This is a genomic window from Bradyrhizobium sp. CCBAU 51765 (assembly GCF_015291725.1).
Classification (GTDB): domain Bacteria; phylum Pseudomonadota; class Alphaproteobacteria; order Rhizobiales; family Xanthobacteraceae; genus Bradyrhizobium; species Bradyrhizobium liaoningense.
Genome location: NZ_CP030038.1, coordinates 8,000,085 through 8,019,265, shown reverse-complemented (window position 1 = coordinate 8,019,265; position 19,181 = coordinate 8,000,085). Strand labels below are relative to the sequence as shown.

General features: G+C 61.7%; 18 protein-coding genes and 1 pseudogene. 9 read left to right on the top strand and 10 right to left on the bottom strand.

Annotation, left to right across the window (positions count from 1 at the left end; translation table 11 throughout):
* The first annotated feature begins 47 nt into the window (after nt 1–47).
* The 5 genes from XH96_RS37180 to XH96_RS37160 all read left to right on the top strand — a co-directional run bounded on the left by XH96_RS37180 (nt 48) and on the right by XH96_RS37160 (nt 4,447).
* A complete protein-coding gene (locus tag XH96_RS37180; protein ID WP_194390223.1) occupies nt 48–428 on the top strand; it encodes a transposase in 381 nt (126 codons plus the stop codon).
* Nucleotides 429–734: 306 nt separating this feature from the next.
* A complete protein-coding gene (locus XH96_RS37175; RefSeq protein ID WP_194390222.1) occupies nt 735–1,778 on the top strand; it encodes an ABC transporter substrate-binding protein in 1,044 nt (347 codons plus the stop codon).
* Nucleotides 1,775–2,602, top strand: a complete 828-nt coding sequence (locus XH96_RS37170; protein ID WP_246789887.1) for an ABC transporter ATP-binding protein — start codon at nt 1,775–1,777, stop codon at nt 2,600–2,602. The genes XH96_RS37175 and XH96_RS37170 overlap by 4 nt, the downstream gene beginning before the upstream one ends.
* A complete protein-coding gene (locus XH96_RS37165) occupies nt 2,599–3,450 on the top strand; it encodes an ABC transporter permease (RefSeq protein ID WP_194390220.1) in 852 nt (283 codons plus the stop codon). The genes XH96_RS37170 and XH96_RS37165 overlap by 4 nt, the downstream gene beginning before the upstream one ends.
* 73 nt (nt 3,451–3,523) lie before the next feature.
* The gene (locus XH96_RS37160; protein ID WP_194390219.1) at nt 3,524–4,447 is read left to right on the top strand and encodes an acetamidase/formamidase family protein; all 924 of its coding nucleotides are present in this window, start codon (nt 3,524–3,526) and stop codon (nt 4,445–4,447) included.
* A 219-nt stretch (nt 4,448–4,666) separates the two neighbouring features.
* Here XH96_RS37160 and XH96_RS37155 read toward each other — a convergent pair whose 3' ends face one another.
* From XH96_RS37155 to XH96_RS37140, 4 genes are all read right to left on the bottom strand, one after another.
* Nucleotides 4,667–5,257: a hypothetical protein gene (locus XH96_RS37155; RefSeq protein ID WP_371739920.1), complete on the bottom strand. Its 591-nt coding sequence runs from the start codon at nt 5,255–5,257 to the stop codon at nt 4,667–4,669.
* 303 nt (nt 5,258–5,560) lie between these two features.
* On the bottom strand, nt 5,561–5,923 hold the full coding sequence (locus XH96_RS37150; RefSeq protein WP_194390217.1) for a hypothetical protein: 363 nt from the start codon (nt 5,921–5,923) through the stop codon (nt 5,561–5,563).
* Nucleotides 5,924–6,464: 541 nt separating this feature from the next.
* Nucleotides 6,465–6,851 (bottom strand): nuclear transport factor 2 family protein, encoded by a 387-nt coding sequence (locus XH96_RS37145; RefSeq protein WP_194390216.1) that lies wholly within the window; start codon nt 6,849–6,851, stop codon nt 6,465–6,467.
* Nucleotides 6,852–7,028: 177 nt separating this feature from the next.
* On the bottom strand, nt 7,029–7,616 hold the full coding sequence (locus XH96_RS37140; protein WP_194390215.1) for a TetR/AcrR family transcriptional regulator: 588 nt from the start codon (nt 7,614–7,616) through the stop codon (nt 7,029–7,031).
* 149 nt (nt 7,617–7,765) lie between these two features.
* On the opposite strand from XH96_RS37140, the gene XH96_RS37135 reads away from it, so the two are divergent.
* Nucleotides 7,766–9,172, top strand: coding sequence for an amidase (locus XH96_RS37135; protein ID WP_194390214.1), 1,407 nt, complete (start codon nt 7,766–7,768; stop codon nt 9,170–9,172).
* Between the two features lie 201 nt (nt 9,173–9,373).
* Here XH96_RS37135 and XH96_RS37130 read toward each other — a convergent pair whose 3' ends face one another.
* Nucleotides 9,374–10,162 carry an SDR family oxidoreductase gene (locus tag XH96_RS37130; RefSeq protein WP_194390213.1) on the bottom strand — a complete coding sequence of 263 codons (789 nt, stop codon included), beginning with the start codon at nt 10,160–10,162 and terminating at the stop codon, nt 9,374–9,376.
* Nucleotides 10,159–10,488 carry a nuclear transport factor 2 family protein gene (locus tag XH96_RS37125; RefSeq protein ID WP_194390212.1) on the bottom strand — a complete coding sequence of 110 codons (330 nt, stop codon included), beginning with the start codon at nt 10,486–10,488 and terminating at the stop codon, nt 10,159–10,161. Before XH96_RS37125 ends, XH96_RS37130 begins: the two co-directional genes overlap by 4 nt.
* Before the next feature lie 169 nt (nt 10,489–10,657).
* Between XH96_RS37125 and XH96_RS37120 the strand changes: the two genes are divergently transcribed.
* Nucleotides 10,658–11,536, top strand: a complete 879-nt coding sequence (locus tag XH96_RS37120) for a LysR family transcriptional regulator (RefSeq protein ID WP_371740197.1) — start codon at nt 10,658–10,660, stop codon at nt 11,534–11,536.
* A gap of 177 nt (nt 11,537–11,713) precedes the next feature.
* On the opposite strand, the gene XH96_RS37115 is transcribed toward XH96_RS37120, so the two are convergent.
* Nucleotides 11,714–13,423, bottom strand: a complete 1,710-nt coding sequence (locus XH96_RS37115) for an adenylate/guanylate cyclase domain-containing protein (RefSeq protein WP_194390211.1) — start codon at nt 13,421–13,423, stop codon at nt 11,714–11,716.
* Between the two features lie 630 nt (nt 13,424–14,053).
* Here XH96_RS37115 and XH96_RS37110 point away from each other — a divergent pair.
* Together XH96_RS37110 and XH96_RS37105 are read left to right on the top strand one after the other, a co-directional pair.
* On the top strand, nt 14,054–15,232 hold the full coding sequence (locus XH96_RS37110) for a hypothetical protein (RefSeq protein ID WP_194390210.1): 1,179 nt from the start codon (nt 14,054–14,056) through the stop codon (nt 15,230–15,232).
* Nucleotides 15,233–15,282: 50 nt separating this feature from the next.
* Nucleotides 15,283–15,483: pseudogene (locus XH96_RS37105) on the top strand (tyrosine-type recombinase/integrase); the annotation flags it as partial.
* A gap of 87 nt (nt 15,484–15,570) precedes the next feature.
* Here XH96_RS37105 and XH96_RS37100 read toward each other — a convergent pair.
* The 3 genes from XH96_RS37100 to XH96_RS37090 all read right to left on the bottom strand — a co-directional run bounded on the left by XH96_RS37100 (nt 15,571) and on the right by XH96_RS37090 (nt 18,886).
* Complete coding sequence (locus XH96_RS37100) at nt 15,571–16,545, bottom strand: ABC transporter substrate-binding protein (protein ID WP_194390209.1); 975 nt, start codon at nt 16,543–16,545, stop codon at nt 15,571–15,573.
* Between the two features lie 248 nt (nt 16,546–16,793).
* Nucleotides 16,794–17,375 (bottom strand): TetR/AcrR family transcriptional regulator, encoded by a 582-nt coding sequence (locus tag XH96_RS37095; protein WP_194390208.1) that lies wholly within the window; start codon nt 17,373–17,375, stop codon nt 16,794–16,796.
* A 44-nt stretch (nt 17,376–17,419) separates the two neighbouring features.
* Nucleotides 17,420–18,886 (bottom strand): amidase family protein, encoded by a 1,467-nt coding sequence (locus XH96_RS37090; RefSeq protein ID WP_194390207.1) that lies wholly within the window; start codon nt 18,884–18,886, stop codon nt 17,420–17,422.
* Nucleotides 18,887–19,181: the final 295 nt, after the last annotated feature.

The following is a 19,181-nucleotide window of genomic DNA, read 5'->3' as shown; positions in this document are numbered from 1 at the left end:
GGGCCGGCGTTCGAGCCTCTGCAAATGACGGGCCGATGGAGAGAACGATGAGGCGATCCCGATTCACCGAGAATGAGATCATTCATCTGCTCGCCGAGGCGAGTTCCGGGGTGTCCATTGCAGAAATCTGCAAGGCCGCCGGCATCACGGAACGTACCTTCTACCGGTGGCGTCGCAACTTCGGCACGCTCGATGTTCCCGCCGTCCAGCGGATGAACGATCTGAAATCGGAGAATCTGCGTTTGCGCGGGCTGGTCAATAATCTCTTCGAACTTCTGCGCAAGGCGGATGGCGGCGTCAGGAAGGACGAGGTTCCTTTGCAGTCCCCGGCGCCGCCGCGCGAGCCGACCCGGGCGAGCCGCATCGCGGCCGAAAAATGCGGAGGGGCCTTGACTGGCCGCTTCTCCTCGGTGCGCGTCAATCCGTAGTCGCGTGCGGCCGTCGCGGACGGCGTGGCTACACACTACGCGGCCTGCAAATCTTTTATGCAGTCAAAATGTCAGAAATGACGAAAACCATTCGCGCGCGGTGCTGAATTCGGCAGCGCGATGATGCGGCGGGCAGCAAAGCCGCGTCTGCAGGCCATGCACCGGCACTCTGCGTCAATGGCGTGACATATTGAGGGGCCGCGCCAAATCGCAAGCAAATCGCGTCGCTTATTTCGGCTTGATGCGGTGCAGTCGGCGCCTAGTCTTTGGGCTGCCCCGTCAGCATCCCCTGGAGAAGTCAGCGCCATGACCGACCATGTTCGTCCCGCTCCGCCGAGCAGCCGCGCGCTCAGTCGCCGCACCTTCCTTGCCGCCTCGTCCGTTGTCGCCGCCGGAATCGGCGCCGTGCCGCTGCTCGGATCCCGCATCGCCTCCGCCGCCGAGCTCAAGACCGTTCGCTTCAGTGAGGCCGTGCACAATCTGGGCTACATCAACCTCTACGTCGGCATGCATGCCGGCATCTTCAAGAAGAACGGTCTCGACATGAAGGTGACCGCCGCCGGCGGCGACACCCAGACCTTTGCGGCCGTGCTCGGCGGCTCCGCAGATTTCGCGATTGGCGATGCGACCATGGCGCAGATCTCCCGCGAGAACGGCGGCCCCGGCGTCGTGGTCGGTACGGTCGTGCAGCGTGCGCACTATTTTGGGGTGTCCAAGACGCTCAAACCGATCACCGACCCGAAGGAGTTCAAGGGTCTCAAGATCGTCACTTCGCCCGAGCCCAACACCAATTTCAGCGTCACCAAGCGGATGCTGGAGAAAGCCGGCCTGAAGCTGGGCACCGACGCCACGATCGTTCCGGTCAATCCCGGCACCGAGATCGCGGCGATGCTGGCCGGGCAGGCCGACATGGCGGTCGCCTATCAGCCGAGCGTCGCCGCGGCGGAGGCTCAAGGCGCCAAGGTCGTGTTCGACTTCTCGAACTATGTCGGGCCGTTCTGCAATACCGGCATCATGGTGCTGCCCTCGACGCTCCAGAAGGACCCTGCCATGGTGCAGGCGCTGGTCACGTCCTTCGAGGAGGCCTCGCGCAAGACCTACGCCGATCCCGCTTTCGCCAAGGAGGTCGCCCGCAAGGAATTCCCCGATCTTCCCGGCGACGTCGTCGACAAGGCGATCGACGCCGAGCTGAAATATCTCATCCCGGCGCAGTCGGTCATCACCAAGCAGGATCAGTGGAAGAACCTGATGGACATGCAGATCTACCTCGGCAACGCCAAGGGATCAGTCCCGTTCGATCAGATCATCGACAACTCGTTTGCCGAAAAGGCGATTGCCAGCCTGAAATGAGCGTTGAGGCTGCCACACACGCAAGGCCTGGTCAGGGCGAGGCCGTGAACGGCACTGCTCTTCCGCTCGTCGTCGAGCACGTCGCAAAAGGCTACGACCTCAACGGGCAGGTCGTGCCGGTGATTGCCGATCTCAGCCTGACGCTGCGCAAGGGTGAGATCGTCAGCATTGTCGGTCCCTCCGGCTGCGGCAAGACCACATTGCTCAACACGCTCTGCGGTCTGCTGGCGCCCGATGCCGGCCGCATCCGCTGGCACGGCCGTCAGGTCGTTGGTCAGCCTCAGAACGTCGGCTACATGCTTCAGAAGGACCTCCTGTTCCCGTGGCGCACGGCGCTCGCCAACACCATGCTCGGCCTGGAGATCCGGGGTGTTCCTGCTGCCGAGGCCGAAGACCGCAGCCGGGCCATGCTCGACCAGCTTGGACTGCATGGGTTCGCGGACCACTATCCCGCGACGTTGTCGGGCGGTATGCGGCAGCGGGTCGCGTTGGCGCGCACGCTGGTGAATGACCCGGACGTGCTGCTCCTGGACGAGCCGTTCGCCGCGCTCGATTTTCAGACCAAGCTGCTCATCGAGAGTGACATGGTCAGTCTGGTCCGCAAAGGCGGGCGCTCGATGTTGCTCATCACCCATGACATTGAGGAGGCGGTTTCGATCGCGGATCGCGTCATCGTGCTGACGCGGCGGCCGACTGCGGTGAAGGCGACTTACGAGATCGAACTCGGCTCCGATCGCGCCGACGTCATCTCGCTGCGCGAAAACCCGGATTTCAGCCGCTACGTCCGGCGCATCTGGGCCGATCTCGACGTTGCGATCCAATGACGACGGATATCGAGACCAGCATGGTTGACGCGTCGAAGCCCGCCGGAAGCGTTCCGTCGCCGGTGGCCCGTGCAAAGTGGAAGCGCGCGCGCTTCGGCATCGCCGTGCTGGCGACTCAAGCTCTCGTTCTGGCCGCTCTTCTTGTCGTCTGGGAACGCGCCACGCCGAAGGGCAGCCCGGCCGCCTTCATGTTCGGATCGCCGTCGGCGATCGCGGGCTTCCTGGTGCAGATGGCACAGGACGGCAGCCTGTGGCGTGATGCGGCGGTCACCGGCACGGAGACGCTGCTCGGCTTCTTCATGGGCAACCTGGTCGGCACCCTGCTCGGCCTGTCGCTCTGGTACTCGCGTTTCGTGTCCCGGGTCGTCGAACCGTTCGTCATCGCGCTCGGCTCGATCCCCATCATCGCGCTCGCGCCCATCGTGATCATCTGGTTCGGCACCGGACTGGTCTCGAAGGTTGCAATGTCGACCCTGTCGGTGGTGATCGTCGCGCTGGTAACGTCCTACAAGGGAGCCGTCGGCGTCGACGGCGACCAGATCTATCTGATGAAGACGCTCGGCGCCTCGAAATTCCAGATCTTCCGGAAGCTCGTGATCCCGGCGTCGCTCACCGATATCTTCGCAGGGCTGAAGCTGACGGTCGGCTTCGCGTTGATCGGGGCCATCGTCGGCGAGTTCATGTCGTCGTCCGAGGGGCTGGGACACGCCATCTTCAAAGCCGGATCGCTCTACATCATCCCCAAGGTCTTCGCCGCGCTGGTCGTGACGATCGTGCTCGCGCTGGTTCTCACCTGGCTGGTCGGCAAGATCGAACGGCTGCTGATGCCCTGGCGCCGGCGGGCCTAGGGAAGATCGTCTGCGACTCTCATCCGCTTCGCGCGTCAACCTCATCACATCCGCAAATGTCCATGGAGAGACCATGTCCAAGCGCATCAGCAAGGCCGGCAACATCAAATACGCGCTGTCCGGCGACGACAAGTTCATCGCTAGTGTCGAGCCCGGCGAAACCTTCGTGGTGGAATGCGCCATCAACGCCAATGACGGCACCATCCGTCATCTCGGACAGCAATTGACCGAGGCGGACGTGACGATGCCGTTCGTCAACGGTGCCACCGGACCGATCGAGGTGCGCGGCGCAAAGCCGGGCGACATGCTGCGTCTCGACGTGGTGAACATGGAGCTCGACAAACTCGGCTTCACGGCGCTCTGGCCGGGCATTGGCATGTTTCCCGATTGGGTCAGGCGCAAGGAATTCGGCATCCAGACACGCGTCGTCGAGGTCAAGGACGGCCACGTGCATTGGAACGAGCATCTGCGCCTGCCGGTCAAGCCGATGATCGGCGTGGCCGGTGTCGCCCCTGTGCACGGAGCGGTTCTCACCGTCGACAACGGGACGCATGGCGGCAACATGGACGTCCAGGAGATCACCACGGGCAACAGCATCTTCTTCCGCGTCAACAAGGACGGCGCGCATCTCTTCCTGGGCGACTGTCACGCCATCCAGGGCGACGGCGAATGCAACGGAATGGGCGCGATCGAGATCGCGGCCAATCTCACCGTCAAGGTCTCGCTGGCCAAGGCCCCCGCGAGGCTGAATCATCCGCGCATCGAGACCGCGACCCACATCTGCACGCTGGGATGCGCCCGCCCGCTCGAAGACGCGATGCGCATGGCTTTCGAGGAGATGGTCTACTGGATGGAGGACGACTGGAAGATTCCAGCAGCCGAAGGCTACATGCTGCTCGGCCAGATCGCAGAAGCCCGCTGCACGCAGGTGGTCAATCCGAAGTACACCTACATTTGCAAGGTCGAAAGAAGCCTGCTCGAGCGGTACCACGGCTGAGTGGTCATCAGCCGGTGTGCGCACCGGTGGCTGACGCTCTGAAGCGGCCCCAACAACCGCCAGGGTCAGCCTGGAACACCAAAACGAATCTTGCCTTGAATGCCGACGGCCAGCGGACATGGAGTTCGATCCTGAGGGCCGACCGAAGTGCGGAAATATGCCGCCGGTCGCACACTGCGGCCGGCTTGAAAGGCATCCTGCGCTGCCGGCGTATCGTGTTCAGGGCGGCGGCGGGAGTGCTGCTGCCTTCGCAAGTTCGTCAGCGGGCACGGGTCTGTTGGACCGTACGAATACAATGCGGGAGATTGCTGCTATTTCTGCGTCAGGTCGGCCATCCTGACCAATGAGGATAAGTCCGGCCCCGCCATTACCTACATTTAGAATGACCGGCTCGCCGCTCCACCTCTTGATTGGCTCCATTCCGATGATGAGAAATTCACCCATAGGCTGGTCTGGATACTGAAGCCTCAGTTGTGGACCGACCTCCGCAGCCGCCAGTTCAAAACCGAATAGCTGAGCACGCGCATAGATCGCAGCCAGAGTGACAACATCGGCTCTGAAGCCGAGATCGACCGCCGATACAGCGACGAGCTCCACGACTGTTTTCGTAGAGCCAACGACAAAGGCCGGTCGAGCGAGAATTTCCGCAGCCAGCCCTCCGACGCCGCAGCCTTTCTTGTCCAGCGCGTTACGGAGAGCGAACGAGTCTACAAAAGTTCCCAGTGCAATCGTCTTCCACGTTGGGACGTCGGTGGCGGATCTGACCGGCACCTGCGGCACGCCGGCCGAAGGAGCTTTCTTGAGCGTCAAATGGTTCTGCAGGACATCTCGTGCGGTGCATTGCCCCCGAGCTTCACGCGCGAATTGGAATATGCACGCCACGCAGAGCATCGCGCAAACAAGACGGTGGCTACGATGCCCGCTTGTCGCGGGATCGTGTCGTACGCGGCAATCAACTTCCTGATGAAAAATTACGCCCATAGCAGCCTCCCTTGTGCAAGGCGCGCGCTTATCGACGATCAGAAAATTGCTTCAGTATCGTTCCGCCGGAACAGCTTCGGCCAGCAACGACGGCCAGGTGCAGGACATGCTTCGTTTGAAACGCCATGTCGGTCACATCATGGCTCCGGGGATGAAACAACGGATCTCGATCCGCGCCTCGCCGAGCGTCCAATCGTAGAAGGGCCAGACCATTGTGCGACCGGCGCGATTCGGCCCCCTGATCACGGCCTCGTCCGGTACGTCCCACCATTGGCTCTTGATGCGCACGCGGTAGTGGCCGTCCTTCACCTCCCAGTCGGCGTCGGACAGCGCCGTGCCGTCGGCGCCGGAGCAGCATGGACCCCTGCCGCTTTCTAGGCTCTCAAACCAGCTGTTGAGTTCGGGGCGGCTCTGATCATGCGCGTGCGCCGCGAAGGACCACGCCAGCAGTACGATTACCGCCCTGATGGCGGTCGTCAGAATTGTCTCCGTCACTGCAATCTCCTTTAAGCAAGCAAAGAGATATGCGCCGCGACTTCCGCAATCAGAGTAATCGAACCCCAGGGGCCCTGATGTGAAGTGCTTCACACGACGCGCCAACTCCAGAACAGCTGGGTGGCTCCTGGAATCTTCGGCTGCATCGAGGCGGGCCGGTAACTGCGAACCGCTCGCTGAATCAAACAGGCATCGGAAGGTCTGTTGGGGCACTTTAAGAAAAGCTCAACGCGAGCAATTCCAGTCCGCTAGACCCCGTGAGGCGGACCTCAAGGGGGCGAGCCGCAGCTTCGCCGATGATCCAACAGCAGACTAACCAGTTACTGCCAGCAAAGCCCAGCACGTAGGATGGGTCGAGCCCTTGCCAAACCCATCATGTTTGCCACAGGCGGGGGATTGATGGGTTTCGCTGGCGCTCTACCCATCCTACCAGCCTCTCTGGTGTCCGTGCGGATTGCCACTTCCGGTATCCGTCTGACAACCGACGCTCGAATGGTCATGCGATTGGACGGCTCAGGGCCACATTCGGACATGTGCGTCGTTAGGCTGACGAAGGTCCTTCAACGATCTTCCAATACGAGTCCTTGCGGATCACCTCGTCCGCGCGAAAAGTGTAAAAGTCACATCCTCGGACCTCGATCTTCTTTCCTTCGGCTGTAGTGCCCGTCAGCGTCCATTTTGAAATGCCCGTGTTTGCCATCGTATCCACAAAATGCTCGGCGTCGCCGTAGTGAACATCCGGTAGGCCTTCAAAGCGCGTCGCGAGCCCGTCTCGTACGTTGCGTTTGCCCTCGAAGCGGGAGCCCCAAGGTTCGCTTCCCCTCGGCATCTCCAAGACACAATCGTCAGCAAAGAACTCCATGATGGAATCCAAGTCGTGCGCGTTGAACGCTTCACACAGCGCCATCAATTTCGATCGAATGTCCATCCTTCCCTCCATCGAGGTCTCGAAAGGGATACAATAACACAAGGACACACAGGTGAGTTGAAGGGCCGATGAGACGTCTGGTCGATGTCGCCTTCGGTCAAAAGCTGACGCTGGCCGGGCAGCGCGGCAAGGTCAGCTATGGGCTAAGAGCCGACATGTAGATCTGACGCGCGGGCTCTATGCCCGACGAGATCCTTGCTTTCCGCGCGGCAGGAGACCGGCCGCCCGGTAGCCATCGATGAGTGCATCGAAGAGAGAGATGTCCGAGCGACTCCGTGCCATGAGCTGTGCACCCGCAACTGCCGCGAAGATCGAGCGGGCTCGGGCTTCGCTCTCCTTGCGTCCGACCAAACCCGTCGCGACAAGATTTCTGCTCAGCCACACGACGTTGACGTCAGCGAAGGCCTGGACCTCCTTCTGCACCTCCGCCGGCAGGTCGTCATATTCGGCGGACATGAAGCTGCAGAGGCACAAACGGTTGCCGCTCTCGAGCGATCTTCGGAAGATGCTGGGATATTCTTGCAGACGGCGCAGCGGATCCGCGAATTCGGACGACATGGCATCCAGATCCGCAGCCGTATCTTCCCAATAGCGCCTCGCGACCGCTGCGCCGAGTTCAGCCTTGCTCGGGAAATGATGGTAGATGCTCGCGGCCTTGATGCCCACCTGGTCCGCGAGATCGCGGAAACTCAAGCCGCTGTAGCCATGCGCCTGCGCGGTCTGTCTAGCTGCCGCCAGGATGGCTTCCTTCGAACTTGAACTCATTTCAATGCCTTACCGCTTCACCGGGAACCAATTCGTCAACTACCTACCAAGTGACAGATAGGGACTTGACCGAGAAAAATAAAGGCCTATGTGCAGCCTACCAAGTGGCAGGTAGGTCCTGCCGCCCCCCCAACAGTAGGGATACAGCCGTGACCAAAGAGATCATTTTTTCCGACGCAACCAAGCTGGCCGAGCTGATCCGCACCAAGGAGGTCTCGCCGGTCGAGGTCGTGCAGGCGCACCTGGATCGCATCGCGGCGGTGAACCCGAAGATCAACGCGATCGTCACGCTCGCGGACGGTGCGCTCAAAGGCGCAATGGCGGCGGAGGCCGCGGTGTTGGCGGGCGATGAACTCGGCCCGCTGCACGGTGTCCCCTTCACGGTGAAAGACTCGATCGACACTGCGGACGTGGCGACCCAGCGCGGCTCGCCGATCTTCAAGGGGCGCGTTCCCGACGTCGACGCGACGAGCGTCGCGCGACTCAAGAAGGCAGGCGGCATCCTGCTGGGGAAGACCAACCTTCCCGAATTCTCCTACTGGATTGAGAGCGATAACCTGCTCTCCGGCCGATCGAACAACCCTTGGGACGTGACCCGCACTCCGGGCGGCTCGAGCGGCGGTGAATCGGCGGCTATTGCGGCGGGCATGTCGCCGATCGGTCTCGGCACCGACCTCGCGATCTCCGTGCGCGGCCCGGCCGCGCAAACCGGCATCACCTCAATGAAGGCGACCCATGGCCGCGTACCCATGACCGGCATCTGGCCGCGCGCGCCGCGCCGATTCTGGCATGTCGGGCCGATGGCCCGCTCGGTTCGCGACATCGCGCTCGCCTTCTCGCAACTGGCCGGGCCTGATGGCCAGGACGCGTTTGCCACCAGCATTGGCCAGTTCGATGCGGGCATCGGCCGCCAGCCATACCGCCAACTCCGCGTGGGCTGGATGGTCGGACCCGGCTTCGGGCCAATCGATCCCGAGGTGGCGGCGACCGTCAAGGCCGCGGCCGCGGCCCTGAAGGACGTCGGCGTATTCGTTGAGCAGGTGAGCATCCCGGCGCTGGAGCGCGATTTCGCCCTCGACGTGTTCAACCGCCTCCACGTGATGGAGATGAAGCCCGCGTTCGCCGAGGCGACGGCCGGCCATGAGGACGAAATGTACAAGATGTCCAAGACCATGCTCTCGCTGCCCGACACGTCCATGAAGGACTACATCGACGCCGAGCAGGCGGCGGAGCGGCTGCGTGACGGCTATGCCGAGTATTTCAAGAAATACGACGCGCTGATCACCCCGGTACTGCCGATCCCCGCCCACAAACATGGCGTCGTGGAGTTCCTCATCAACGGTCAGAAGGTGGATGCCACCTACCTCCAGGGCGCGACCGTGCCGCTCAACATCACTGGCTTGCCCGGCCTGTCGATGCGGTTCGGCACCAGCAAGGAACGATTGCCGATCAGCGTGCAGCTCGTCGGAAGCTGGCTCGCCGAGTCGACCATCCTGCATCTTGCGTCGCTGCTCGAAAGCGTGAGCACCGTGCGGGACCAGCATCCGGACCTCTGACGCACAAGAAGTCGCCGACCTGACGTGAACGCCGGCATCGTGCGACTACGTAGCGATGCCGGCGCTACCGACAATGTCGCTTGTGGGCCAGCAGCGGACAGCCGCACGGAGGCCGGAGAGCAAAAGTTGAGACGATCAGGCCATGGCATGCGTCTGTTCCACGCCAGGCCAGCCCGGCCAAGCGTGGAGGTGTCACTTTGATCAGACGGTCGGGACAGTGCCGCCGTCGATAACAAACTCAGCGCCGTGGATCGCGGCGGCGCGACCCGAGGCCAGGTAGGCGATGAGGTCGGCGACCTCATAAGGTTCGGCCGCACGCCCGATCGGGATTCCGCCGATCCAGGCCATGACAGCTTGCCGTGCTTCCTCGAACGTGCCGCCATTGGCGGCCTGCATATTCTTCACCAGGTCGACGGCACCCTCGGTCATGATCCAGCCGGGACAGACGATGTTGACCCGGACGCCCTTTGGACCCAGTTCTTTGGAAATGGATTTGCTGTAGGTCCTCAGCGCCCCCTTGGCGGCGGCGTAGGCGGTGGTTGACTCGGGCAGAGGCAGCACCGACTGGGTCGAGGTCACGTGCACCACCGCGCCATTGCCTCGCTCAATCATCTGCGGGATCAGGAGGCGATCAAGGCGAACCGTCGCTAGAAGGTTCAAGTTTAGTTCCGAGAGCCAGAGGTCGTCTGTCAGAGCCATAAAGCCGCCGGGCGGCATAGCCGATCCCCCGAGATTATGGGCCAGAATGTCGATCCCGCCAAAGCGATCAAGGGCCGCCTTGGCCAGGCGTTCTCCGCCCTCGGCCGTGGTCAGGTCCGCCTGGATAAGCTCGGCGCCCTCGATGGGCTTGGCGGCTCCCCGGGCGGCAGTGATCACCCGGGCGCCGCCAGCCAGAAAGCGGTCGACGGTGGCGCGGCCCAGGCCCTTGGTGCCGCCGCTGATGAGCACGCGCTTTCCTGCGAATTCGTTCGGATCAGCCTTGATGGTCATGCCGTGATCTCCAAGGCCTTGATGGCGTCGTGGTCGAGGGTGAAGCGGTAGGTGAAGCGGATCGGGCTGCCCTTGAAGTCGCCATGGGCGGGGCCTTCGACCACGACCTGGCCGTTCTCGTGGCGAACGGCATCCGGCGTGAAGATCGCCTTGACCGGGATCACCGCTTCTTCGAACAAGGCGCGCATTCCGGCGTAGCCCTCGTGACGGCCTCCATCAGCAAAAAGGATCGCGTCGCGCGTGAAGGGGCTCAACATTCCCTCTACGTCGAGACGGGCGTTCGCGGCCACAAACGCGGCAATCGGGGGTGGAAGCTCCAGCGTCATTGGTTCTTGTCCTGCTTGATGCGGCCGCAGCCGGGAGCGGCTGCAAGTGCGCCTGCCAGCCAAGATAGCGATGGACATCTGGCGCGATAATCAGGACAATTCGGGATGTTTCATCACGAAAGACGGGATAATCGTGCAAAGCAGCCTGACGGAATTAGACGCAGTTCTCATGGTCGCGCGCCGGGGCAAGTTTCGCACGGCTGCGCTTGAGCTCGGGGTTTCAACGACCGCGCTCAGCAACGCGGTCGGAAAGCTGGAGCGCACGCTCGGCGTACGGCTCTTCAACCGGACGACGCGAAGTGTCTCGTTGACGGAGGCAGGTCAGCGGTTCCTCGCGCAAGTCGGTCCGGCCGTGCAGGACATTCATGAGGCGATGGAGGTTGCGCGCTCTCAACAGGCCACCCCTTCTGGCACGTTGCGCATCAACGCCTTTCCGACAGCGGCGCGGGAGATCTTCACTTCGCTCGTCCTGCCGTTCCTGGGCATCTATCCTCACGTCCACATCGACATCGTCACAGAGGGTCGCCTGGTGGACATTGTCGCAGGTGGCTTCGATCTCGGCGTCCGTAGCTCAGGCCTTGTGCCGGCCGACATGATCGCACTCCCATTGGGGGGCGCGCGGCGCAATGTTGTGGTGGGAACACCGAGCTATTTGAAAGCGCACGGGACGCCCCTGATCCCCCAGGATCTCGCGGCGCATTCCTGTCTCCGCGTGCGGCTTCCCGATGGTGCAATCTACCGCTGGCCATTCGAGAAGGATGGACAATCGGTCCATATCGACGTTGAGGGCCCCATCACCCTCGACGAAGCGAGCCTCGCGCGCACCGCGGCCCTCGCTTCCGTCGGTCTCACCCTGGCGATGGAGTCCGACGTGCGAGACGACATCGAGGCAGGCCGCCTTGTGCCCGTGCTTGAAGATTGGACGCCCACTCTGTCGCCGTTGAGTCTCTACTATCCGAGCCGGCGCAACCCGACCGCCGCGTTCAAGGCGTTCGTCGACTTCGCACGGCGGCAAGGCGGAGCCAGCATTACTCGACGCCGTCCATAGTTTCGGACGCGCCAGTAACGGACATTCGATCGCTGTAAATTTAACGTCCGCCCTGGGGCAAATGCAGCCATCGCCGACCATGCCGTGATTGGTCAGCTGAGGGCCAACAGCAGACTCATGCGCCGCGGTAAATTTAGCCCTATTTTGATCAGCCCGTCGACGAGGACGCGCACGGGCTCATTCGGGCAATCCCGCTTTCCGAAAACCCTCGATCATCAGCTTCGCATTTATTGATAGCCGGCTCCGAGAGATCCAGGCCGATATTGTGAAAGCGGGGTCGATCTCAAGCATACGAGCCGCCGCCTCACGGGCATCAGCGTCGCGCCCAAGATGGGCGAGAGCGGATGCGAGGCAGCGGTATGGTCCTGGATAGGAGGGGTTGTGACGCTGGGCTTTCTTCCCTGCACTGATGGCCTCGTCAAAGCGACGAAGCTCAATAAGGGCAAATCCCATTCCGGTTAGGACTATGTATTGTTGCGGGTCTAAGGGGCTCATTCGCACGGCACGTTCAAAGCTCCGGATCGCTTCTTCCGGCTGACCCGCAACCTTGTAGACCCAACCTCTGCAATTCCATGCGCGATATGAATTTGGGTTGAGCGTAACCGCCCGGTCGGACATCTCGATCTCTGTCTCCCAATCACCGACCAAAAGTGCCGAGATCAATGCAGCATTTGCTAACGTCTCTGGATCGTCATGGTCGAGTTTCAATGCCACGCGTACAAGCCGAACGGCTTCCCGGCTTTCGAATTGGGCATCGACGGCAAAGCTCCTGACCACATTTTCCGCGTGACAAGCACCTGCCAGACCAGCGGCAGCAGCAAATTCAGGATCAATCTCCAAGGCGCGCTGGACCAGTCGGAGTGCCTCGGCCAACCCTTCGCGGGTCGCTCGGAAGGCCCGCTGTATAGCCCGGAGATAAAGATCATACGCGGTGAGATCTTCCGGTCGCCGTCGCTTCGCCAGTGCAATTTCTGCTTGAAACAACCTAGGCTGAATAGCGGAGACAACGGCGAGCGTAACGTCGTCCTGCAACGCGAAAATGTCCGTCATGTCACGCTCGAACCTTTCCGCCCAAATGTGTGCGGCCGTAGCCACTTCAATCAACTGGGCCGTGATGCGAACTTTCCCGGACGCCTTGCGCACCGCTCCCTGAAGGACATAGCGCACGCCAAGCCTGCGCCCGACTTCCTTGATGTCAATGGCTTTGCCCTTGAAGGTGAAGCTCGAATTGCGAGCGATCACGAACAACGATTTGAACCGCGAAAGCGCGGTTGTGATCTCCTCAACCATCCCGTCCGCGAAGTATTCCTGTTCGGGGTCACCGCTCATGTTCTCGAACGGCAGCACGGCGATCGACGGCTTGTCTGGAAGCGGCGGAGCCGCATTTAGTCTCTCGGTCAGCGCGCCAGACGCTCCAGCGCGGACATCGTAAGCGCGGACCGGCCTGGAGATGTTCTTGAGCTGCTGCTCGCCGCGATCCTCGAAGCTAACCGCCAGCTTGCCTTCAACTTCGCTGTACACCTTCTCGGAAATCAGTATGCCACCCGGATCGGCAATCCCCTCCAGCCGGACAGCAATGTTGATCCCGTCGCCGTAGAGTTCACCGTCCTGCCCTACGATAACGTCACCAAGGTTGAGCCCGATGCGTAACCTGAAGGGACTGGTCCCCGAGGCGAGATCATCCTGTATCTCAACCGCGCATCTCACGGCGGCCAAGGGACTGGCGAACTCGACGAGCGCGCCATCACCCGTTGTTTTGATAAGTCGCCCTTCGTTGCGGGAGAGGCTGGGTTCAATCAATTCTTGTTTGAGCCGCTCGAACTCGGCGTATGTGGCTTCCTCGGCGCGTTGCATCAACGCGGAGTAACCGACCACGTCGGCGGCCAAGATTGCCGCTAGCCGCCTCTGAACCCGCTGCTCCGTCACAGCTCCTCCGAACGACCAGACTAGCCACGCCGCTGCAAGAGGAGCCTAGCACTTTGTTACGGACGTGTGGGCGGTAATCGCGAGAGCTTCACTTGCCCCAAGCAGCGTTTGCCTGGCCCATGCAGGGGCCGCGTTCGGGGACGCGAATAACATCGTGGATCGGGCTGGGACGCTGACCAGGGGTTCAAGCGGCGTTAATGACCGCTCAGGGTCACAAGCTGCCTTTACTTATTCGCGAGACCACTTCCGCTGTGGACACACCTTCAGACATATCGATCGAGGGATCAGGGCCGCTAGAAAGCGGAGTCATCTCGACGCGACAGCTGAATCGCAGCCCGGTCTAGCACTCTGAGTAATATGCATGCTATTCTAGCTTGGCCTGCCAAGGCATTTCCGTCGCAAGCTGACAAGACCTCCACTCGTTGATCGACATGGCCGGTTCCCCGGCGACATGTGGAATGATGAACGCTGCGCGGCGGTAGCAATCAAGTCCAATTCTGAGCGAATCTCGGTCATCAACCCGAAGTAGCTTTGACCGTTGAAGCGATTCTCGCATCTTCACGTCCTCTCTGCCCTGAAGTTGGAGTTGTCATGCGCCGTTTGCCCAACGACACGATCACACTGTCCTTCCCGGACATCAATTTCGAAACCCTGTTCGGCGATCCTGATTTCCCCGCCAACGCGCGTGGCGGCAACGACACCATGACCGTCAACGTCGAGAGCATGACGTTTCTCACTCTCGTGGGTGATACGGCAACCCTGCTGGACCGGTCCCAAGGCGGCAACGACACACTCAGGGTGAACCTCGCGGGCTCGCTCAGCACCGTCATCGTCGACGGCGACGCGCAATCCATGTCCGGCCATGCCAAAGGCGGCAACGACACGGTCATCGGCGACAGTACGAACTCGATACGCAACGGCTTTTCGCTCTTTGGCGATGCCGAGGGTGCCATGTCCGACCACGCACAGGGCGGCAATGACACCGTCATCGGCGTGTTCGGCGGCAGGTCATTGAACACGCTGGTCGGCGATGGCGGCATCATGTCCGGGGACGCTCATGGCGGCAACGACACGCTGGCCGCTCATCAGACCGGCCAGACCGGCTCGGCAGTTCTGTACGGCGATGCTCCCGGCCTCACCGATCACGCACGGGGCGGCAATGACGACCTTACCTTCACGATCGGGAACGAAGCGCAGACCGGAGGCGGAAACCTGTACGGCGATGCGCATGAGCTTTCAGGAGATGCACGTGGTGGAAACGATACCCTGACCGTCGTCGATCTCCACGGCAACCTTCACTACTATTCCTTCCTGATGGTCGGCGACGCCTTTTCCATGTCCGGCAACGCGCATGGCGGCAACGACGTCCTCACGGGCGGATCGTACGCCGACATTCTGGTGGGTGACGCCCGGCACTACTACCCAGCCGCGCCCGGTTCGATCACGGGCGGCAGGGACGTCCTGAACGGCAAGGGCGGCAATGACGAGATGTGGGGCGGACCAAACAGCGACGTCTTCGTGTTCGACAAGGGCTCGGGCCAGGATCTCATCCAGGATTTCGGTCAAGGCAACAGCACCGTTGGCAGCACGGTGACCGAGCACGATCTGATCGACGTCCAAGACTACGGCTTCGCGGATTGGACCGCGCTGAAGAGCCTGATCAGCGACGACGGCGCGGGCAACGCTGTGATCCACCTGACCGCCAGCGATACGATAACGCTGCAAGGGGTCCAAACGGCGGACCTCCATGCGACAGACTTCATCGTGTAGACGATCTCGACAGCTGGCGCGTCTCAGCCCCCAAAACCGCTCGGCGTTCTTGGCTCGCCGACATCGGACTGGACCCCCACTTGTTCGGGACGCATTCTCTTCGCGGCACCAAGGCGACCTTGATCTATCGCCGAACCGGTAATCTGCGAGCCGTACAGCTCCTTCTGGGCCATACGAAGATCGAAAGCACCGTTCGATATCTCGGCATCGAGGTCGACGATGCCCTCGCGATAACAGAACAGGTAGACGTCTGGGTTTGGGGGCAGAGCGGACGCGCTCTGCTCTGCCCTCACCGGCGGCTCCGGGCCAAGAACGGACTCATGCACCGCCGCAATCATCTATTCGATCACCTCGTCGGCGCGGGCGAGCAGCGTCATTGGGATGTCGAGACCGAGCGCCTTAGCGGTCTTGAGGTTGATATTCAGGGTCACCTCCGTCGTCTGCTCGACGGGAAGCTCCGCCGGACGCGCCCCCTTGAGAATGCGATCAACATAGGCTGCAGCGCGTCGCCATAGTTTGAAAAGATTGGCCGAGTACGACATCAGTCCTCCTCTCTGAGCCGAATCGCGGAATGGATAGATCGTCGGTAAGCGCCGCTCTGCGGTGAGCGCGATCAGCCGGGGAACGAGAGGTATCAGCGAGGGATCGTCGGTGACGACGACGCCATCGAGGCCGCTCCCTTCCAGCGCGGTGAAGCTGTTCTCGATTTCCGCGAGCCGCACCGAGAGGGCTGTCAACTCGAGACCGAGCCCGGATGCCGCGTTTTGCATGAGTTCGACTTGGTTGGCGGTCGTCGGATTGTCAGGGTTCCACAACACGGCGACACGACGCATTTTCGGTGCCGCCTCCTTCAGCAGCTCCAGCCACTTGACGCCATAATCGCCGGAGAACTGCGACAGCCCGGTGATGTTGCCGCCTGGGCGGGCAAGGCTTGCCACAAGACCGGCTCTTACGGGATCTCCGCTCATGCAGACGATCGGCACGGTGGATGTTGCACGTTGCGCAGCCTGCGAAGTGGGTGTGCCTGGAGTCACGAGAACATCGACGTTGAGCTTGAGGAGTTCAGCGATCAGCGCAGGAACGCGCTCCGGCTTTCCGTCGGCGTAACGTTCTTCGAGCAGCAGGTTGCGCCCCACTACATATCCAAGGTCTGCCAGTCCTTGACGGAATCCGGTCTGGTAGTACACGTCCGTCCCGCGAGCGCCGCTCCAGACGTAGCCGACCCGCGGCACCGCTGGTTGCTGCGCGTGGGCTGCGAGGGGCAAGGCGACTACCGCAGCGCTGAGAAGAGTGACAAAATCGCGGCGTTTCATTAAGTCACCTCGCGACGCGCTACCGCTACAATATGCGCCCGCAACTCGGAATTTTGAATGGGTGAGCCGGTGAATAAGCGTCAGCCCGAGATGAGTCCAAAGGCGTATCCGGGGGCATATTCCGTTGATCGTGGGCCCCCCTCGGTAGAGGCTGCGCAGCCCCCGATGTCCGGGTTGGGTCAGAAGCGGACTCAGGTATTTGGGACACGCGGCATGCCGGCTTGGGCCTCTCCGCGCGGTTCCTGACGTTAAGTTGATGGAGCCCGCGCCAAGTGCAACGCGGCCTCCACGCCACCTTCCATGATCTGCCGCGCTTTGGCAGCGTCAGGCACTACTCGCGCAAACTGCAAGGTGCCCACCATGAGGCCGAAGATGGCCGTCGCGCGCCGGTGCCTTTTGACGGAATCTTCGCCGGGAAGCAGTGCGGCCAGAGTCGTGACGTAGCTGTGCAGTGCTTTCTCGTAATCCTGCCTGGTGGACAGGGGTTGACGGGCGATTTCCGGAAGCAATGCCGCGGAAGGGCACCCGTCCGCGGCGCCTTCAAGGTGAGCGCGGTTCAGATATCGGCGGATCGTGCCTTCGAGATCGGTGCCCTTAAGCTGATCTTGCTCAAGGCAATGCTGCTGCTCACGCAGCGCTCTGCCCAGCGCTTCGCGAACAAGCGCGTCCTTGGACTCGAAGTGCGGAGAGAAGGCTCCTTTGGTGAGGCCGGCCTCGCCCATAATCCCCGCAATTCCGGCGGCAGAGATGCCGTCCCGGCGCATGCACTTCGATGCCACGTCGACAATGTGGCGTCGTGTCTCCGCCTTGTGACCTTTCTCGAAGCGCATTTTCTCGTTCCACCAATATCCCGCAGCCACTATGGGTCACGGCGCTAGATCGCGATCGGCCCGGTACCAAAAACGCCTTCGATCTTGCATGCAAGGGCCAGAAGCGTCCGGTCGCTACCTAGCGAAGCATCGAGCTCCAGGCCAATTGGCAGTCCGGCGCGAGAAAGGCCGACGGGAAGACTGACACCCGGCAACCCCACGCTGCTCGCCGATACGGTGTGGTTTGCCAAGGCCAGATAGCTGACTTCCTGCCCAGCGATATGGACGATCGCTTGCTCCTCGATTGGCGGCGCGGTGCATGGCGTCGTCGGTTGCAGAACGACGTCCGCTCCATGAGCGACGAACGCCCTGCCGAGACGGCGCTGGATTTCAGGCCGGCTCACGTTAAGCGCAGTCTGATAGGCCTCTGCCGAGATAGCACCCGCACCGCCCGGTAAGGCGATGTGTCCCCACGCCTGCCGAAGTTGAGGTTTGAGCCCGTCATAGATCGCCTCGAACGTGGTCGGAATGTCATGGCGGCGAAGGAACTCCGAAATCGCGCCCATCGTCTCGTGAGCGAAGATGCCCCATGTCGCGGTTTGGATCAGGGCGTTGAAATCGTCGCCAAGGTCGACCTCAACCAGTTCGGCGCCAGCGTCCTCTAGCCGCCGGACCACCTCGCGGAACCGGGTCTCGACATCCGGGTCCACCAGTTCGAGAAACTGTCGGGGCGCAAAAGCCAGTCGGGCTCCCTTGAGATCGTGGCCGCCATTGGAGGACTGGGCGGCCGCCCGTTCACCCGTCATGACCTGATCGAGCAAAATGCAGTCCTCGACGCTTCGCGCGAATGCGCCCGTCGTGTCGAGGGTATGGGAGATCGGAGCAACGCCATCGCGCGGCCAACGTCCGGTCGTTGGCTTGAATCCCACGACACCACAGAACGATGCGGGCACCCGGATTGACCCAACGGTGTCACCGCCCAGCGACGCCGGAACGAGGCCTGCGGCCACCGCTGCGGCGGAGCCGCTCGATGAGCCGCCCGACATACGATCGCATGCGTGCGGATTCTTCACCTGGCCGTAACGTGCGTTATGGCCGGTCAAGCCGTAGGACATCTCGACAAGGTTGTTCTTCCCGAAGACGATGGCGCCTGCATCCTTGATGGCACGGACAGCGACCGCATCTTCGCGCGGCACGAAATGGGCGAGGCTAGCGAGGCCCAGGCTGGTAGCAAGCCCTTCCGTCAAATAACTGTCTTTCACCCCGAGCGGCACACCCAGCAGCGGAGCCTGCAATCCCGAAGCACGTGCTTTGTCTGCATCCCTCGCGGCCGCCAGCACCGCGTCCTCGTCGATGGTGATAAAGGCATTGAGTTCGGCAAGCGCTCGCGAACGCTGCAGAAGTCCTGTGGTGTAAGCTTCTGAAGTGATTTCGCCATTGCGAATAGCTGCTGCCGCGGACACGACGCCCAACGAGTCATCCGTAAGTTCTTGCGCTGCCATGCGCCGTGAAGCGGCGGTAAGGTCGTTCATAGGGGTCCTCACGAAAAGCGTGTGCGGCAGTTCACTGTTGCCGTAGACGAGAGGTCTCAGCTCCAATGCCATTATGTCCATAATATAAAATTACGATCGTAATTCAATGGCGGCGGCGGCCTTCTCTGGACACATGAGCGTGAGGCAGGGGACGGATTGAGCAACTAGTCAGATGAAGACGTCCGGTATGGGTCTTAGTTGTGTAGAAACGCGAAGACGCTCTATCGCGGTAGAAGAAGTTATTGGTCCCAGACCGCCTTAGTCGCTCAACGCGCAAGCGGATTGAACTTTGAGG